The sequence below is a fragment of the Streptomyces sp. NPDC127100 genome (genome assembly GCF_042724095.1).
GTDB lineage: Bacteria > Actinomycetota > Actinomycetes > Streptomycetales > Streptomycetaceae > Streptomyces.
The window spans coordinates 1-15,339 of record NZ_JBHXFL010000009.1 but is presented as its reverse complement, the minus strand read 5'-3'; the positions used below and the strand labels follow the sequence as shown (position 1 = coordinate 15,339).

The 15,339-nt window shown below is 74.0% G+C and carries 11 protein-coding genes; 5 read left to right on the top strand and 6 right to left on the bottom strand.

Features of this window, described 5'->3' with window-relative positions; translation table 11 throughout:
• Positions 1-56: 56 nt before the first annotated feature.
• Complete coding sequence (locus tag ACFWJB_RS12005) at positions 57-1,304, bottom strand: SAV2148 family HEPN domain-containing protein (protein ID WP_385464114.1); 1,248 nt, start codon at positions 1,302-1,304, stop codon at positions 57-59.
• Positions 1,305-1,646: 342 nt separating this feature from the next.
• Here ACFWJB_RS12005 and glgX point away from each other — a divergent pair, with 342 nt between their 5' ends.
• Positions 1,647-3,764: a glycogen debranching protein GlgX gene (glgX, locus tag ACFWJB_RS12000; protein WP_385464111.1), complete on the top strand. Its 2,118-nt coding sequence runs from the start codon at positions 1,647-1,649 to the stop codon at positions 3,762-3,764.
• A gap of 22 nt (positions 3,765-3,786) precedes the next feature.
• Here the strand turns inward: glgX and ACFWJB_RS11995 are convergent, their stop codons facing one another.
• Positions 3,787-4,905, bottom strand: a complete 1,119-nt coding sequence (locus ACFWJB_RS11995) for a serine hydrolase domain-containing protein (protein ID WP_385464108.1) — start codon at positions 4,903-4,905, stop codon at positions 3,787-3,789.
• Positions 4,906-5,045: 140 nt separating this feature from the next.
• Here ACFWJB_RS11995 and ACFWJB_RS11990 point away from each other — a divergent pair, with 140 nt between their 5' ends.
• Positions 5,046-5,732: a TetR/AcrR family transcriptional regulator gene (locus ACFWJB_RS11990; RefSeq protein ID WP_385464105.1), complete on the top strand. Its 687-nt coding sequence runs from the start codon at positions 5,046-5,048 to the stop codon at positions 5,730-5,732.
• A 74-nt stretch (positions 5,733-5,806) separates the two neighbouring features.
• Complete coding sequence (treY, locus tag ACFWJB_RS11985) at positions 5,807-8,203, top strand: malto-oligosyltrehalose synthase (RefSeq protein WP_385464102.1); 2,397 nt, start codon at positions 5,807-5,809, stop codon at positions 8,201-8,203.
• 61 nt (positions 8,204-8,264) lie between these two features.
• Here treY and ACFWJB_RS11980 read toward each other — a convergent pair whose 3' ends face one another.
• Positions 8,265-9,212 (bottom strand): LysR family transcriptional regulator, encoded by a 948-nt coding sequence (locus tag ACFWJB_RS11980; RefSeq protein WP_385464099.1) that lies wholly within the window; start codon positions 9,210-9,212, stop codon positions 8,265-8,267.
• Between the two features lie 120 nt (positions 9,213-9,332).
• Here ACFWJB_RS11980 and lpdA point away from each other — a divergent pair, with 120 nt between their 5' ends.
• Positions 9,333-10,736: a dihydrolipoyl dehydrogenase gene (gene lpdA / locus ACFWJB_RS11975; RefSeq protein WP_385464096.1), complete on the top strand. Its 1,404-nt coding sequence runs from the start codon at positions 9,333-9,335 to the stop codon at positions 10,734-10,736.
• Positions 10,737-10,771: 35 nt separating this feature from the next.
• Here the strand turns inward: lpdA and ACFWJB_RS11970 are convergent, their stop codons facing one another.
• From ACFWJB_RS11970 to ACFWJB_RS11960, 3 genes are all read right to left on the bottom strand, one after another.
• The gene (locus ACFWJB_RS11970; protein ID WP_385464093.1) at positions 10,772-11,200 is read right to left on the bottom strand and encodes an SSI family serine proteinase inhibitor; all 429 of its coding nucleotides are present in this window, start codon (positions 11,198-11,200) and stop codon (positions 10,772-10,774) included.
• Positions 11,197-12,519, bottom strand: a complete 1,323-nt coding sequence (locus ACFWJB_RS11965) for a M14 family zinc carboxypeptidase (protein WP_386921920.1) — start codon at positions 12,517-12,519, stop codon at positions 11,197-11,199. Before ACFWJB_RS11965 ends, ACFWJB_RS11970 begins: the two co-directional genes overlap by 4 nt.
• Before the next feature lie 192 nt (positions 12,520-12,711).
• A complete protein-coding gene (locus ACFWJB_RS11960) occupies positions 12,712-13,263 on the bottom strand; it encodes an FHA domain-containing protein (protein WP_385464087.1) in 552 nt (183 codons plus the stop codon).
• A 175-nt stretch (positions 13,264-13,438) separates the two neighbouring features.
• Between ACFWJB_RS11960 and treZ the strand changes: the two genes are divergently transcribed.
• On the top strand, positions 13,439-15,184 hold the full coding sequence (gene treZ, locus ACFWJB_RS11955) for a malto-oligosyltrehalose trehalohydrolase (RefSeq protein ID WP_386921918.1): 1,746 nt from the start codon (positions 13,439-13,441) through the stop codon (positions 15,182-15,184).
• Positions 15,185-15,339: the final 155 nt, after the last annotated feature.

Below are 15,339 nucleotides of genomic sequence, written 5' to 3'. Positions count from 1 at the left end.
CTGACAATCAGAGGATCGCGTTCCGTTTGTGCCGGGGGCCGACCGGGCTCCGGGGCTCAGGACACCGGTCGCGAATCCGCCCACATCAGCTCGAACTCCTCGCGATAGGTGGGGAAAAGTCCGCCTTCGTCCACCTGGTCCGACTTCACCACCTTGCCGCCGTTGCGCCCGTTGCGCAGGACGAGCACCGGCGCCTCCATCCCCCGCGTCCGGCGCAGGTAGGACTGCACGACCGCGATGCCGTCGGCGCCGTCCCCGTCGACGAGGTAGGCGGTGAAGCGGGGGGTCTCGTCGAAGACCTGGATCTCGAAGGCCCCCGGGTCCCGCAGCCGGGAGCGCACCCGGCGCATGTGCAGGATGTTCGTCTCGACGGCGCGGCTCAGCTCGCCGCGCTTGATGCCCAGTTCGCGCTCGCGGCGTTTGATCGCGCTGGAGGCGGGGTTCAGGAACAGCAGCCGCACCCGGCCGCCGGACTCGGCCAGCCGGAGCAGACGGCGGCCGGAGAAGTTCTGCACGAGCAGGTTGAGGCCGATGCCGAGCGCGTCCACGCGGCGGGCGCTGCCGAAGATGTCCTCCGCCGGGAACTGGCGCAGCAGCCGGACCCGGTCCGGGTGCACGGCGACCACGTCGGCGTACCGGTCGCCGACCAGGTCCTCCACCGCGTCGACCGGGAGCCGGCGCGTGGACGGCAGGTCACTGCCCGCGCCGAGGACCTCCAGCAGCCGCGCCGAGGCCCGTTCGGCCTGGCTCAGGACCGCCTCGGACAGCGCCCGGTTGCGGGAGACGACGTTGCGGGTGACCTCCAGCTCGTCCAGGGCCAGTTCCACGTCCCGGCGCTCGTCGACGTAGGGCGCGAAACAGGGCCAGTGCTGGACCATGAGCTCGCGCAGCTGGGGCAGCGTGAGGAAGCTGAGGACGTTGTCGTCGGCCGGGTCGAGGAGGTAGCCCTTGCGGCGGCTGACCTCGCGGACGGCGACCGCGCGCTGCACCCACTCCTGCCCGGCGGGTCCGGCCGCGGCGACCACCCAGTCGTCGCCGTGGACGGGTTCGTAGACCGGCCGCAGGACGGCGGCGACGACCGCGCGCAGCCGCTGTTCCACGAGGTTGAGCCAGATGTACGCCCGGCCGGCCCGCTGTGCGCGCGTGCGCACCTCGTGCCAGGCGTCGGCGTCCCAGACCAGTTCCGGACCGATCGCACCCGCGTTCATGGGCCGCGCCAGGGACACCGCACCGGGCGGGACGTCCGGGGAGCTCCCCTCGTGACCCTCGTCACCAGGGGGCAGCTCCAGCCCTCCCGAGCCCACCCGCGCACCGCCTTCCGCTCCCTGGGAGCACTCCCGGTCAGACCCTGTCCAACGATCAAGGAAGGGTACTCCGCGAGCGGTGCGCGGTGCAGCCGGATGGGCGGGCCGGTTTTCCCAACGGCCCTGATCCACGGGCCCGTTCCGGGCGTCCGGCCCGGGCGGGTGACCGGATTCATAGGGGTGACGCCGTACGACGCGGCCGGCCCGGCCCGCAACTCACCCGGAACGGATCGGCGCGCGGTGGGTAGGAGGCACGTGAGTGCTAGGTGGTCGCCTCACTTTCGGGGAGACTCGGAGCCCAGGCGTCCGCACCGGCGCCGCACACCTGAAAGAGTCGTGTCCATGCAGGTCTGGCCTGGAGAGGCATATCCGCTCGGTGCCACGTACGACGGCGCCGGCACCAATTTCGCGGTCTTCACGGAGGCCGCGGACCGAGTAGAGCTGTGTCTGCTGCACGACGACGGCTCGGAGACGGCGGTGGAACTGCGGGAGAGCGACGCGTTCGTCCGGCACGCGTACGTGCCCGGCGTGATGCCGGGACAGCGGTACGGGTACCGCGTGCACGGTCCGTACGCGCCGGAGCGCGGGCTGCTCTGCAACTCCGCGAAACTGCTCCTCGACCCGTACGCGCGTGCGATCAGCGGCTCGGTCCAGTGGGGCGAGGAGGTGTACGGCTACCACTTCGACGACCCCGGCCGGCGCAACGACCTCGACTCGGCCCCGCACATGATGTCGTCCGTCGTGGTCAACCCGTACTTCGACTGGGGCGACGACCGGCGCCCCCGTACGGAGTACCACCACACCGTCATCTACGAGGCCCACGTGAAGGGCCTGACCATGCGGCACCCCGGGCTCCCCGAGGAACTGCGCGGCACCTATGCGGCCCTCGCCCATCCGGCGGTCATCGAGCACCTGACCGAGCTGGGGGTGACGGCGCTCGAACTGATGCCGGTGCACCAGTTCGTGAACGACCACCGCCTGGTCGACATGGGCCTGAACAACTACTGGGGCTACAACACGATCGGCTTCTTCGCCCCGCACAACGCGTACGCCTCCTGGGGTGACCGCGGCCAGCAGGTGCTGGAGTTCAAGTCGGCGGTGAAGGCGCTGCACGAGGCGGGCATCGAGGTCATCCTCGACGTGGTCTACAACCACACCGCCGAGGGCAACCACCTGGGCCCGACGCTGTCCTTCAAGGGCATCGACAACCCGTCCTACTACCGGCTGACCGACGACCCCCGGTACTACATGGACACCACCGGCACCGGGAACTCGCTGCTCATGCGGTCCCCGCACGTCCTGCAGATGATCATGGACTCGCTGCGCTACTGGGTCACCGAGATGCATGTCGACGGCTTCCGCTTCGACCTCGCGGCGACCCTGGCACGGCAGTTCCACGAGGTGGACCGGCTGTCGTCGTTCTTCGACCTGGTGCAGCAGGACCCGGTGGTCTCGCAGGTGAAGCTGATCGCCGAGCCGTGGGACGTGGGCGAGGGCGGTTACCAGGTGGGCAACTTCCCGCCGCTGTGGACCGAGTGGAACGGCAAGTACCGGGACACGGTGCGGGACCTGTGGCGCGGCGAGCAGCGCACCCTGGCGGAGTTCGCCTCCCGGCTGACCGGCTCGTCCGATCTGTACCAGGACGACGGGCGCCGCCCGCTGGCCTCCATCAACTTCGTGACCTGCCACGACGGGTTCACGCTGCACGACCTGGTCTCCTACAACGACAAGCACAACGAGGCCAACGGCGAGGACAACCGGGACGGCGAGAGCCACAACCGCTCCTGGAACTGTGGCGCCGAGGGCGACACCGACGACCCGGCGGTGCGGGAGCTGCGGGCCCGGCAGATGCGGAACTTCACCGCCACGCTGCTGCTGTCCCAGGGCGTGCCGATGATCAGTCACGGTGACGAGTTCGCCCGCACCCAGCGGGGCAACAACAACGCCTACTGCCAGGACAACGAGCTGTCGTGGGTGTCCTGGCCCGAGGGCGAGGACGCCGACACCGGGCTGCTGGACTTCACGCGCGCCATGGTGTGGCTCCGCAGGGACCACCCGGTCTTCCGCAGGCGGCGCTTCTTCCACGGCCGGCCCGTGGAGGGCACCCACGACGAGCTGTCGGACATCGCCTGGTTCACGCCGGAGGGCACGGAGATGACCCAGCGGGACTGGAACTCGGCGCAGGCGTCGGCCCTGACGGTGTTCCTCAACGGCAACGCGATCTCCGAGCCGAGCGCGCGGGGCGAGCGCATCTCCGACGACTCGTTCCTGCTGATGTTCAACGCGTCGCCGAAGTCCCTGGACTTCGTGGTGCCCGTCGACCACGGCCGGCAGTGGGAGGTGGTGGTCGACACCGCCCTGACCGACGGCGTCCCGGCCGGTACGGGGACGAAGGTGCAGGCCGGGGACCGGCTGACGCTGGTGGACCGGAGCCTGACGGTACTGCGGCGGCCGGTCTAGGACGGGGCCGGCCCCGGTCCGCTCAGTCGTACATCGCCACGCGGTACAGGGTCGCGAGCGCGGCGTCGATGGGATGGGGCCGCGGTTCGCCGGAGGGGCCGAGCCTGTTCCACCTCTGCATGTTCACCGCGACCGCCAGCTGCCGCTCTCCGTCGGCACGGATCATGGCCAGCGCTCCGGCGCCCCAGACCGTGCCGCCGTGGCCCCAGTACGTGGCCCCGCCGGGGCCCGGCATCGGGTGCAGGCCGAGGCCGTAGTCGATCGTCCTTCCCTCCTGGGAGACGACCGGGACGGTGCGTCGCATCTGCGCCAGCGACGCCGGGCCGACGATCTTCCCGGCCAGCAGCAGGCCGTAGAAGCGGTTGAGGTCCGAGACGGTCGATATCAGCGAGCCCGCCGGGCCCACCCACGACATGTCGAAGACGCTGTAGTCGCGCGGCGGGTCGATCATGCCGAACCACGCCTCGTACAGCCGCGCGTGCGGCCCGTCGATGTGCGGGCCCGCCGGGAGCTCGGTGTCCCGGAGCCCGGCGCGCTCGATGACGTTCCGGGTGATGTACCGCTCGGCCGTGGTGCCGGTCACTCGCTCCAGGAGCTGGGCGAGGAGCAGGTAGTTGGTGTTGGAGTACACCCCGGGAGTGCCGCCCGGGGTGCCGACGGCGGGTGCGGCGACCCCCATGCCGATCAGTGCGACGGGGTCGAACCGCGTGAGCCGGTGGTCGTCCAGGCTCTGCGGCCGGGTGTCCGCGAGTGCGGGGAACGCCTTGAGGGAGGGGTAGGCGTGGGGCAGGTACTCGGCGAGTCCGCTGGTGTGGTTGATCAGCATCCTGACCGTGACGGCTTCACCGCGCTCCCCGGGAACCAGCTCCGGGAGGTACCGGCCGATCGGTGTGTCGAGGCCGATCCGGCCGCTCTCGACCTGCTGCAGCACCGCCGCGGCGGTGAAGGTCTTGGTGATGCTGCCGACACGGTGCCGCATGCCGGCGGTGACGGGACGGCCGGTGGCGACCTCGGCGACCCCGGCGGCTCCGCGCCAGACCTGGTCGCCGTCCCGCACCTCGGCGAACAGGCCCGGCATCCCGGCGAGGTGGACGTTCTCGAGGGCCGCGGCCAGGGCCGCGGAATCCAGTAACTTCCGCACGGCATAAGTCCTTTCGGGCACGAGTGAGGCATCGGCCCGTCGGCGGCGGGGCCGCTCGGCAGGCTCGTGCACTCATTATGCACGCGGTGCGTGCAACACCAAGTGCACCCGTTAGACTGAGCCCCTTCGAGAGGAGTGGGATGGCAGGCCGAAGGCGCTGGTCGACCGAGGAGATCCTGGATGCGACGGAGGAGCTGCTGCGCACGGGCGACGCCGAGTCGTTCAGCGTGCGCAAGCTGGCCGCGACGCTCGGGACCGACTCCTCGAGCCTCTACCGCCACTTCCGCAACAAGACCGAGCTGCTGCGCGCCGTCGCCGACCGGATCCTCGCGGCCGCCATGGACGGCTACCGGCCCGAGGGCGACTGGAAGCAGCGCATCACCGCCCTGGCCCTGCGCGTACGGGAGGCCTTCGGCCGGCAGCCCCAGCTCGCCGTGGTCTGGGGTCGTTACGCGTCGGGCGGCACCGGCTCCCGGCTGGTCATGGAAGAGGTGCTGCAGGCGCTGCGCGCGGCGGGACTGCCCGAGGAGGAGATCCCGGTGCGCTACCACCGGATCGCGGTCATCATCGCCGCGCTGATCGCCGCGGAGGCCGGCGCCGGCGCGGTCACACCGGAAGAGCACGAACAGGGCATGGAGCAGTTCCGGACGGCGGTCCTCGGCGCCGACCCCGAGCGCTTCCCGGCGCTGGCCCACTTCGCCCGCGACGTCCGCCCCCTCGGCGCGGACCGCCGCGCCGCGTTCGAGGAGATCCTCGCCGCCCAACTCGCCCACATCGAGAACGCCGTCCGCCCGAGCGGGCCGGCCGGTTCCCGCCGGGAGGACTGAGGACCGGTACGCCCGTGCGCCGGCCGGGCCCGGCCGATGACACGAAAGGCGACGAGACGGGTACGTAGCTTTCCATGACACCTGAGCGACCCGACCCGGTGCCCACGTCCGTCCCGGCCCCGTCCACCTCTCCGGCTCCCCGTGCCACGTACCGGCTGCAGCTCCAGCCGGGGTTCCCGTTCGCGGCCGCGGCGGCGGCCGTGCCGTACCTGGCCTCGCTCGGCGTCACCCATCTGCACCTGTCCCCCGTCCTGGAGGCGGTCCCGGGCTCGCCGCACGGCTACGACGTGGTGGACCCCGAGCGGGTGCGCGGGGAACTGGGCGGGGAGGAGGGACTGCGGGCCCTGGCGCGCACCGCGCGGGAGCACGGTCTCGGGCTGGTGGTGGACATCGTGCCGAACCACATGGCGATGTCGCCCCGTCACAACCGCGCCCTGTGGGACGTGCTGCGGGAGGGTCCGAAGTCGCCGTACGCGCGGTGGTTCGACATCGACTGGGAGGCGCAGGGCGGTCAGGTGCTGCTTCCCGTGCTCGGCGCACCGGTCGGCGAGGTGCTGGACGACCTGCGGGTCGACGGCGACGTGCTGCGCTACCACGACCACGCCTTCCCCCTCCGGGAGGGCACCGGTGACCTGCCGCTGCCGCAGCTGCTGGACGCGCAGTGGTACCGGCCGGTGTGGTGGCGGCTGGCCCGCACCGAGCTGAACTACCGGCGCTTCTTCAGCATCTCCGAGCTGATCGGGGTGCGGGTGGAGGACCCGGAGGTGTTCGAGGCCACGCACGCCACGGTCCTGCGGCTGCTGCGCGAGGGCGTGATCGACGGGCTGCGCGTCGACCACCCCGACGGCCTCGCCGACCCCGGCGCCTACCTGCGGCGGCTGCACGAGGCCAGCGGCGGCCGGTGGACGGTCGTGGAGAAGATCCTGGCGGACGGTGAGCGGCTGCCCGCCTCCTGGCCGGTCGCCGGCACGACCGGCTACGACGCCCTGCGGCACATCGACGGGCTCTTCGTCGACCCGGCGGGGTACGGCGAACTCCTTGGCCCGTACCGCGGGTTCGCCACCCCGCAGCCGGACCGGGGCGGGGACTGGGCGGCGACGGTGCGGCGGGCGGCGTACCAGGTGCTCTCGCACGAGCTGGCGGCGGAGACGGACCGGCTGACCCGGGTGGCGCACCGTCTCTGCGTCGCCTCGCCGCACGCCGCGCTGCGCGACCGGGCGCCGTGGGCGCTGCGGGCGGCCCTGCGGGAGCTGCTGGTCCGGCTGGAGGTGTACCGGCCGTACACGCCGCAGGACGCGGCGTCGGTGGTCACCGAGGAGGCGGCGGCCGAGGCGCGGCGCGCGTTCGCGGTGCCGGAGGAGGCCGGTGCGGTGGACGTGGTGCGGGACCTGGTGCTGGGCCGGTTCGGTGACGGGCCGGACCACGTGGAGTTCCGGACGCGGTTCGCCCAGACGGCGTCGGCGCTGCGCGCCAAGTCGGTCGAGGACACGGCGTTCTACCGCTACGTGCCGCTGCTGTCGGCGACCGAGGTGGGCGGGAACCCGGGCGCTCCGGCGCTGTCGCCGGAGCAGTTCCACGCGTTCTGCGCGCGCGTGCAGCGCGACTGGCCGACGACCGGCACGGTCGTGTCGACCCACGACACCAAGCGCAGCGCCGACGTGCGCGCCGCGCTGGCGGTGCTCACCGAGTGCCCGGAGCGCTGGGCGGACGTCCTGGCCGAGGTCGGCGGCGCCGTCGAGGGGGCGCCGGACGGCCAGCTGGCGTGGGCGGCCTGGCAGACGGTGTTCGGCCTGGGGCCGGCGGACGGGGAGCGCGTGGGGCAGGCGCTGCTGAAGCACGTGCGCGAGGCGGGGACGCACACCAGCTGGACCGAGCAGGAGCCGGCCTACGAGGAGGCGGTGGCCCGGTTCGTGGCGGCCGGGCCGTGCGGCGCCCCCGGTGAACGGGTGGCCGCCTTCCGGGCCGGTCTGGAGCCCCACATCCGCGCCAACGTCCTCGGCACCGCCCTGACGCACCTCACGATGCCGGGCGTGCCGGACCTCTACCAGGGCACCGAGAACGAGTACCGGGCGCTGGTGGACCCCGACAACCGGCGTCCCGTGGAGTTCCCGCCGGCCGGCGCCGGGGACAAGGACGCGGTGACCCGGGCGGCGCTTGCGCTGCGGGCACGGCGGCCCGGCGCCTTCGGCGGCACGGCGACGTACGAGGCCCTGCCCGCCGACGGTCCCGCGGCGGCGCACTGCGTGGCGTTCGTCCGCTCCGGCCAGGTGCTGACGGCGGTGACCCGGCTGTCCCTGCGACTGGCCGAGTCGGGCGGCTGGCGCGGGACGACACTCGCGCTGCCGCCGGGCCGCTGGACCGACGCGCTGGTCCCGGGCCGGGAGTTCGAGGGCCACGCGCGCGTGGAGGACCTGTTCGCGGACCTGCCGGTGGCGCTGCTGGAGCGGGCGGGGACGACGGAGACCGGCTGACCCCGCCCCGACGCGACGGCCGCCGCCCGGGACGCCACGGGCCGGAGGGCGCCGCCCCTCCTCACCCCGCCGCCGCTCCGACGGCGTCGCAGGTCCCGGCCGGTCGTGTGGGGGCGGCCGGTGGGCCCGGGGCCGGCCAGGTCGTGCGCAGCAGGTCGACGAACGCCTCGGCGGCGCCGGTCGGGGGCACGCGGGCGAAGACCGTCATCGGCCGCCGCCACGGCGGGTCGGGCGTGAGGACCACGCAGTCCTCGCCGACCGCCCCGCCCACGATGTACGAGGGCGCCGTGCACACCCCGACGCCGGCGGCGGCCATCCGCACGGCCGTCGACGTGTGCTCGGTGAAGGCGGCGGTGAGCGGCCGGAACCCGGCCCGTCCGCACACCAGGTCGAGGAAGCGCTCGCCCTCGACGACGGGTTCCATGGCGCACCGCACCCAGGGCCGGTCCGCGAGTTCCGGCAGCGTCACCGTCGTACGGCCCGCGAAGCGGTCGTCGAAGGGCACCACCAGGACGATCTCCTCCTCGCCGACCGCGACGACCGTGCCGGGCCAGTCGTGGGGCGCCGGGCCGACGGCGAGGTCCGCGGTGCCGCGCTCGACCTCCTCCTCCAGCGCCTCGGTCGTCGCGTACTCGTGGAGGTGCAGCAGGACCCGGGGGTGGGCGGCGCGCCAGCGGGCGAAGACGCCGGGCAGGATGCCCACGGCGACCGAGTGCACGGCCGCCACGTGCAGTTCCCCGCCCTCGGCCCCGGCGGCGGCGCGGGCCGCGCGGCGGGCCTGGGCGGCGCTGCGGACGGCGAGTTCGGCGTGCGGCCGGAAGGCGCGGCCCATCGGCGTCAGGCGCACCCCGCGCGGCATGCGCTCCAGCAGGGCGCCGCCGACCGACCTCTCCAGGGCCTTGATCTGGTGCGAGAGCGCGGACTGCGTGACGTGCAGGGTCTCGGCCGCCCGGGTGAACGACGCCTCTTCGACGACGGCCATGAAGTACTCCATCTGACGCAGACTCATCCCCGCTCCTCCCCCGCCCGGGCACCGGATTCCGCCGGCGCACTGCCATGAACGTCCTGCATCGGACCCACAAGAACATTGCCTTGGACTCATGACAAGGCCCGGGCGGACGCTGGGGGCATGAACACACACGACGTGATCGTCATCGGCGGCGGCACCGGCGGTTACGGCACCGCGCTGCGTGCCGCGGCCCTGGGTCTCGACGTCGCCCTGGTCGAGCGCGACAAGGTCGGCGGGACGTGCCTGCACCGCGGCTGCATCCCGAGCAAGGCGATGCTGCACGCCGCCGAACTGGTGGACGGCATCGCCGAGGCGCGTGAGCGCTGGGGGGTGAAGGCGAGCCTGGACGGTGTCGACTGGCCGGCCCTGGTCGCCACCCGCGACGACATCGTGGCCCGCAACCACCGGGGTGTGGAGGCGCACCTCGCGCGCGCGGGCGTGACGGTGGTGCGGGGCAGCGCGCGGCTCACGGGGCCGCGCTCGGTACGCGTGGACGACGGCCCCGGCCTCACCGCGCGCCGGGGGATCGTGCTGGCGACCGGCTCACGCCCGCGCACCCTCCCGGGGCTCGACCCGGACGGACGGCGCGTGGTGACGAGCGACGACGCGCTCTTCGCGCCCGGGCTGCCGGCGTCCGTCCTGGTCCTGGGCGGTGGCGCGATCGGCGTCGAGTACGCCTCGTTCCACCGTTCGATGGGCGCGGAGGTCACCCTGGTGGAGGCCGCGGACCGGATCGTGCCGCTGGAGGACGCGGACGTGAGCCGTCATCTGACGCGGGGTCTGAAGAAGCGCGGCGTCGACGTGCGGGTGGGCGCGCGGCTGCTGGACGCCGAGGTGCTGGACGACGGCGTCCGCGCGCGGGTGCGCACGGCCCGGGGCGAGACCCTGGTGATCGGGGCCGAGCGGCTGCTGGTGGCCGTCGGCCGGGCACCGGTCACCGACGGGCTCGGCCTGGGTGCGGCGGGCCTCGGCACCGACGCGCGCGGTTTCGTCGTACCGGCGGACTGGGACCGGCTGGAGACGGCCGTGCCCGGTGTCCACGTCGTGGGCGACCTGCTGCCGCCGCCGTCCCCCGGACTGGCCCACGCGTCGTTCGCCGAGGGCCTGCTGGTGGCCGAGACGCTGGCGGGCGTGGCGTCCGCGCCGGTCGACTACGCGGCGGTGCCCCGGGTGACGTACTCGGCGCCGCAGACCGCCGCCGTCGGGCTGAGCGAGGCGGAGGCACGCGCGCGCGGGTACGAGCCGGCCGTCGACCTGATGCCGCTGACGGCCGTGGCCAAGGGGATGGTGCACGGGCAGGGCGGGATGGTGAAGGTCGTCGCCGAGGCCGGGGGCGGGCGGGTGCTCGGGGTGCACCTGGTGGGTCCGCACGTGTCGGAGATGATCGCCGAGAGCCAGTTGATCGTCGGCTGGGACGCCGAGCCCGCCGACGTGGCCCGGCACGTGCACGCCCATCCCACCCTGTCGGAGGCGGTCGGCGAGGTGTTCCTGGCCCTGGCGGGCCGCGGGCTGCACCGGCAGTGACGGCCGGCGCCGCCGGACCACCCGCCCGCCCCGGCTCATCCCTGGATGCCGTCCAGGGCGAAGACCGCTCCCGTCCGCGCCGTCATGACGCAGGTGTTGGGGAAGGTCTGCGTGTAGTCGACGGCCCGTCCGCGCCACTGCCCCTCGGCGTGCGCGGTCACCGGTGCGTAGACCATCGGACAGAGGGTGTCCCGTGGCGGGACGCGGCCCGGGTCCCCGTTCGCCGTCTCCAGGTCGGCGCACGCCTCGGCCGCGCGGGCGTGGCCCCGGGGCGGATCGCACCGGAGCATGGCCCGGGGGGCGGTGTCGGTGGTCGTCCCGCCCCGGGCGACCGTGACCAGGAGCCAGTCGTCGGCGGGCTCGGGCGCCGCGGCCGCCCGGGCGGGGGCGGCGCCGGCGGCGAGGAGGACGGCGGTCAGGAGAAGGCCCGTCCGGGTCGCCGCGGCCTTGATGATGTGGGTCATTCCCGGTGCATCGGCACGGCGGGCTCGGAGCCCCAGCCCGGCTCACCCGAACGGGAGACCGCGGTGCGCCGCCCGGCCAGTTCCAGCGCGGCGAGCACCACGCCGGTCTGGTACTCCACCTGGCGTGCGACCGGTATCCAGCGCGCCCCGCAGCCGTCGCGGTAGTCGGCGCACCACTCGTCGACGAGCCGGTCCAGCTCCGGCAGTACGCCCGCCGGGTCCTTCCCGCCGCGGGTCACCAGCTGGTGCAGCAGGCCCGCGGTGCGCAGGGCGAGGCGCCGGCCGGCGAGGCGCACGGCGACCAGGTGGGCGGTGCTCATCGGCGGCAGCGGGCGGCCCGTGCCGTCGTCGGCGTCGGGGTCCCAGGCGTCGGCGAGCCGGGGGCAGACCAGCAGGTAGTCGTCGACCGGCGCGAGCAGGCGGGCCGCGTCCGGGCCGGCACCGGCGTGCGGCCGGAGCCGGGCGAGGAGGCGGTGCAGCCGCCGGGTGTCGTGGCGCAGGACCCGGCTCACGGAGCGCAGCACCGCGTCCCGGTCGGCCGGGGGCGAGTCGTCCTCGACGGCCGCCACCCCCCACATGGGTGCCTCGACGACCGCGGTGACCGTGCCGTAGCGCCTCGGGTGGCACCAGGTCGAGTCGACGGCGGCCTCGGTGATGGCCTGGGTCAGGTCGCCGGCGCGGGGCGGCGGTATCCGGTAGAGGGCGGGGCCGAGGCCCGGCCAGTACAGGGTGTCGTAGGCGCCGAGTTCGCGGGGGATGCCCAGGCGGGCCGCGGTGCGGGCCATGCGCTGGGCGAGGCCGGGCAGGTCGTGGGTCAGTTCGGCGAAGCCGCCGCCGACGTCGACGCCGTGCAGGGAGCAGTGCAGGAAGGGCCGCAGTTCGTCCTGGAGCGCGAGCAGGGTGCGGGTCTCCGGCAGCGTGGCGTGGTCGGGGCCGTCGGGCAGCCACTCGGGCTGTTCCAGGAAGCCGGGCCGGAAGAAGTTCCGGGCGTAGCGGCCGAGGGTGTACGGACCGGAAAGCCAGCCCTCGTTGCGGCGCGAGCCGTCGGGGTCGGCGCACAGCAGCAGGTTCCAGGTGGCGTCGGCGTCCTCGGTGAGCCGCGGGTCGGCCAGGGCCCGCTCGGCCAGCCGCAGCACGGTGGCGCCGCCCACGGGCTCGTTGGCGTGCGGCCCGGCGACGACGAGGGCCTGACGGGCGCCGTGGCCGACGGAGAGCAGCAGCAGGGGGGTGCCCGCCCGGGAGGTGCCGACGCGGCGCAGCCGTGCGGCGCTGGGATGGCGGGCGACGAGTGCGGCGGCCCGGGCGCCCAGCTCGTCCACGGTCGGGTAGCGCAGGAGAGGCGGCAGGGCACACCTCCACGATGGGAGCCGTCGGTCCACCTGACGTGCGCGGTGTACGCACAGTCATTTCACGACTTCGGAGGTACGTCAACACCAGCAAAGGCAAAAGGATTTGGCCATGCCCGGACATGGCGACGCGGCGTGAAACCCAGGCCAGAGCTGTGCGCGGGGTCAGTTCACGGCCAGGCGGAACGCCATCTGGCCGAAGCCGATCTGATCGCCCTCGCGGACCACGGCCGCGCCGATGACCCGCCGTCCGTTGACCGTGGTTCCGTTGGTCGAGCCGAGGTCGCGCAGCACCCACAGGCCGCCCTGGCGGACGAGTTCGGCGTGCACGCGGGAGACCGTCTCGTGGGTCAGGCGCAGCCCGCTCGCCGGGTCGCGCCCTATGCGCAGCGGGTGGCCGGTGCCGGGGTGCGGCAGCAGCAGCTTGGGCAGCCGCTCGGCCTGCCAGGCCCGGCGCAGCCGGACGCCGAAGCCCGAGACCGCCTCGACGGCGCCGAACACCAGGCGCGAGGCCCTGCCCTCCGTGGGCAGGTCGGCGGTGAGCGCGGCGAGTTCGTGCGAGTGGTGGGCGGCCAGCGCCAGTTCCATGCGGCGCACGAAGGTGTCGTGCGACAGGCGGCCCAGGGCGACGCCGTCCCGCAGCACCTGCAGCGCCTTGTCGCGCTCCGCGTCGGACAACCGCGCGGGGTATGTGTTGAACTCGAAGGACGACGTCACGCAGGTGATTGTCGGTCAGCCGGGCCGTGGGTGTCCAGAAGAGCGGGAAACGCCCCCGGCACGGACTCTGGTTTACGACACCCGCCGCGAACAGGCACGTTCCCCGGCGGATCGATCGGTTTTGCAGGACCATGGACGGGCTACGTCACGGTGAGCAGACGAAGGGGAACCGTCCGTGCAGTTCGAGGTGTGGGCACCGCAGGCCGACCGCGTGACGCTGACGTGCGACGGCGTCACGGGCGCGATGGAGCGCGATCCGGAGCGACAGGGGTGGTGGTGCGGCCGGGCCGAGGCCCGGGAGGGGTCGCGCTACGGCTTCGCGCTGGACGACGGGCCGGTGCTGCCGGATCCGCGTTCACGACGGCAGCCGGACGGCCCGGACGGGCTGAGCGCGGTCGTCGACCACGGGAGCGGGCCGTGGCGCGCCGAGTGGGCCGGACGCCCGCTGTCCGGCGCGGTGCTGTACGAGCTGCACGTGGGCACGTACACGCGCGAGGGCACTCTCGACGCCGCCGCCGAGCGGCTGGACCACCTGGCGGAACTGGGCGTCACCCACGTCGAGTTGATGCCGCTGTGCCCGTTCCCCGGCCGGCACGGCTGGGGATACGAGGGCGTGTCGCTGTGGGCGGTGCACGAGCCGTACGGCGGGCCCGACGCGCTGAAGCGGTTCGTCGACCGGGCGCACGGACTCGGTCTGGGCGTCGTCCTGGACGTGGTGCACAACCACCTGGGTCCGTCCGGCAACCATCTGCCCGCCTTCGGCCCGTACTTCACGGACACCCACCACACGCCCTGGGGTGCCGCGATCAATCTGGACGCGCCCGGCTCCGACGAGGTGCGGGCGTATCTCGTGGAGAGCGCCCTGGCGTGGCTGCGCGACTACCGGATCGACGGACTGCGCCTGGACGCGGTGCACGCCCTGGCCGACACGCGCGCGTGCCACTTCCTGGAGGAGCTGTCGACGGCCGTCGACGGCCTGGCCGCCGACCTGGGCCGGCCGCTGTTCCTGATCGCGGAGTCCGACCTGAACGACCCGCGGATCATCACCCCGCGCGCGGAGGGCGGCCTGGGCGTGCACGCGCAGTGGAACGACGACTTCCACCACGCCCTGCACACCGCGCTGACCGGTGAGTCGCAGGGCTACTACGCCGACTTCGCGCGCGATCCGCTGGCGGCGCTGGCCAAGACGCTGACCCGGGGGTACTTCCACGACGGCACCTACTCCAGCTTCCGGGGCCGCCACCACGGCCGGCCGCTGGACCGGCAGCGCACGGGGGCGCACCGGCTGACCGGCTACAGCCAGACCCACGACCAGGTCGGCAACCGCGCCCGGGGGGACCGGCTGGCGTCCCTGGTCTCCCCCGGCCTGGCGGCCTGCGCAGCCACGCTGACCCTGACGGCGCCGTTCACGCCGATGCTGTTCATGGGCGAGGAGTGGGCGGCGGGCACGCCGTGGCAGTTCTTCACCGACCACACCGACCCGGACCTCGCGGAGGCCGTACGGCGCGGCAGGCGGCGGGAGTTCGCCGCGCACGGCTGGAAGGAGGAGGACGTGCCCGACCCGCAGGACCCGGCGACGCGGGACCGCTCCTGCCTCGACTGGTCCGAGCCGGAACGCGAGCCGCACGCGCGCGTGCTGGCCTGGTACCGCCGACTGATCGCCCTGCGGCACGAGCAGCCGGACCTGACCGACCCCGACCTCGCCGACACCAGGGTGGCCCACGACCGCGAGGGGCGCTGGCTGGCCTTCCGCCGCGGGGACATCCGGGTGGCCGTCAACCTGGGCACCGTGCCGGCGGCGATCCCGCTGGGCCCCCGCCCCGCCCGCGTGCTCGCGGCCTGGGAGCCGGTGCAGGGACCGGGCGAGGACGGCGTACTGCGCCTGCCCGGCGAGTCGAGCGTGGTGCTCGCCCAGGAGTGACGTGCCGGCGGCTCGCCCGGGCGCCCTAGGGGGTGTCTGACAAATGAGCGCGGGAGAAGAAGCGGCGTCCGGTGCGTGCGATCGCAAGGCGCCGGAGCGCCCTCGTGGCGGAGCCACGTGGGCGGTCCGGCAACGCGGCGAGCGTGCGTACCGGG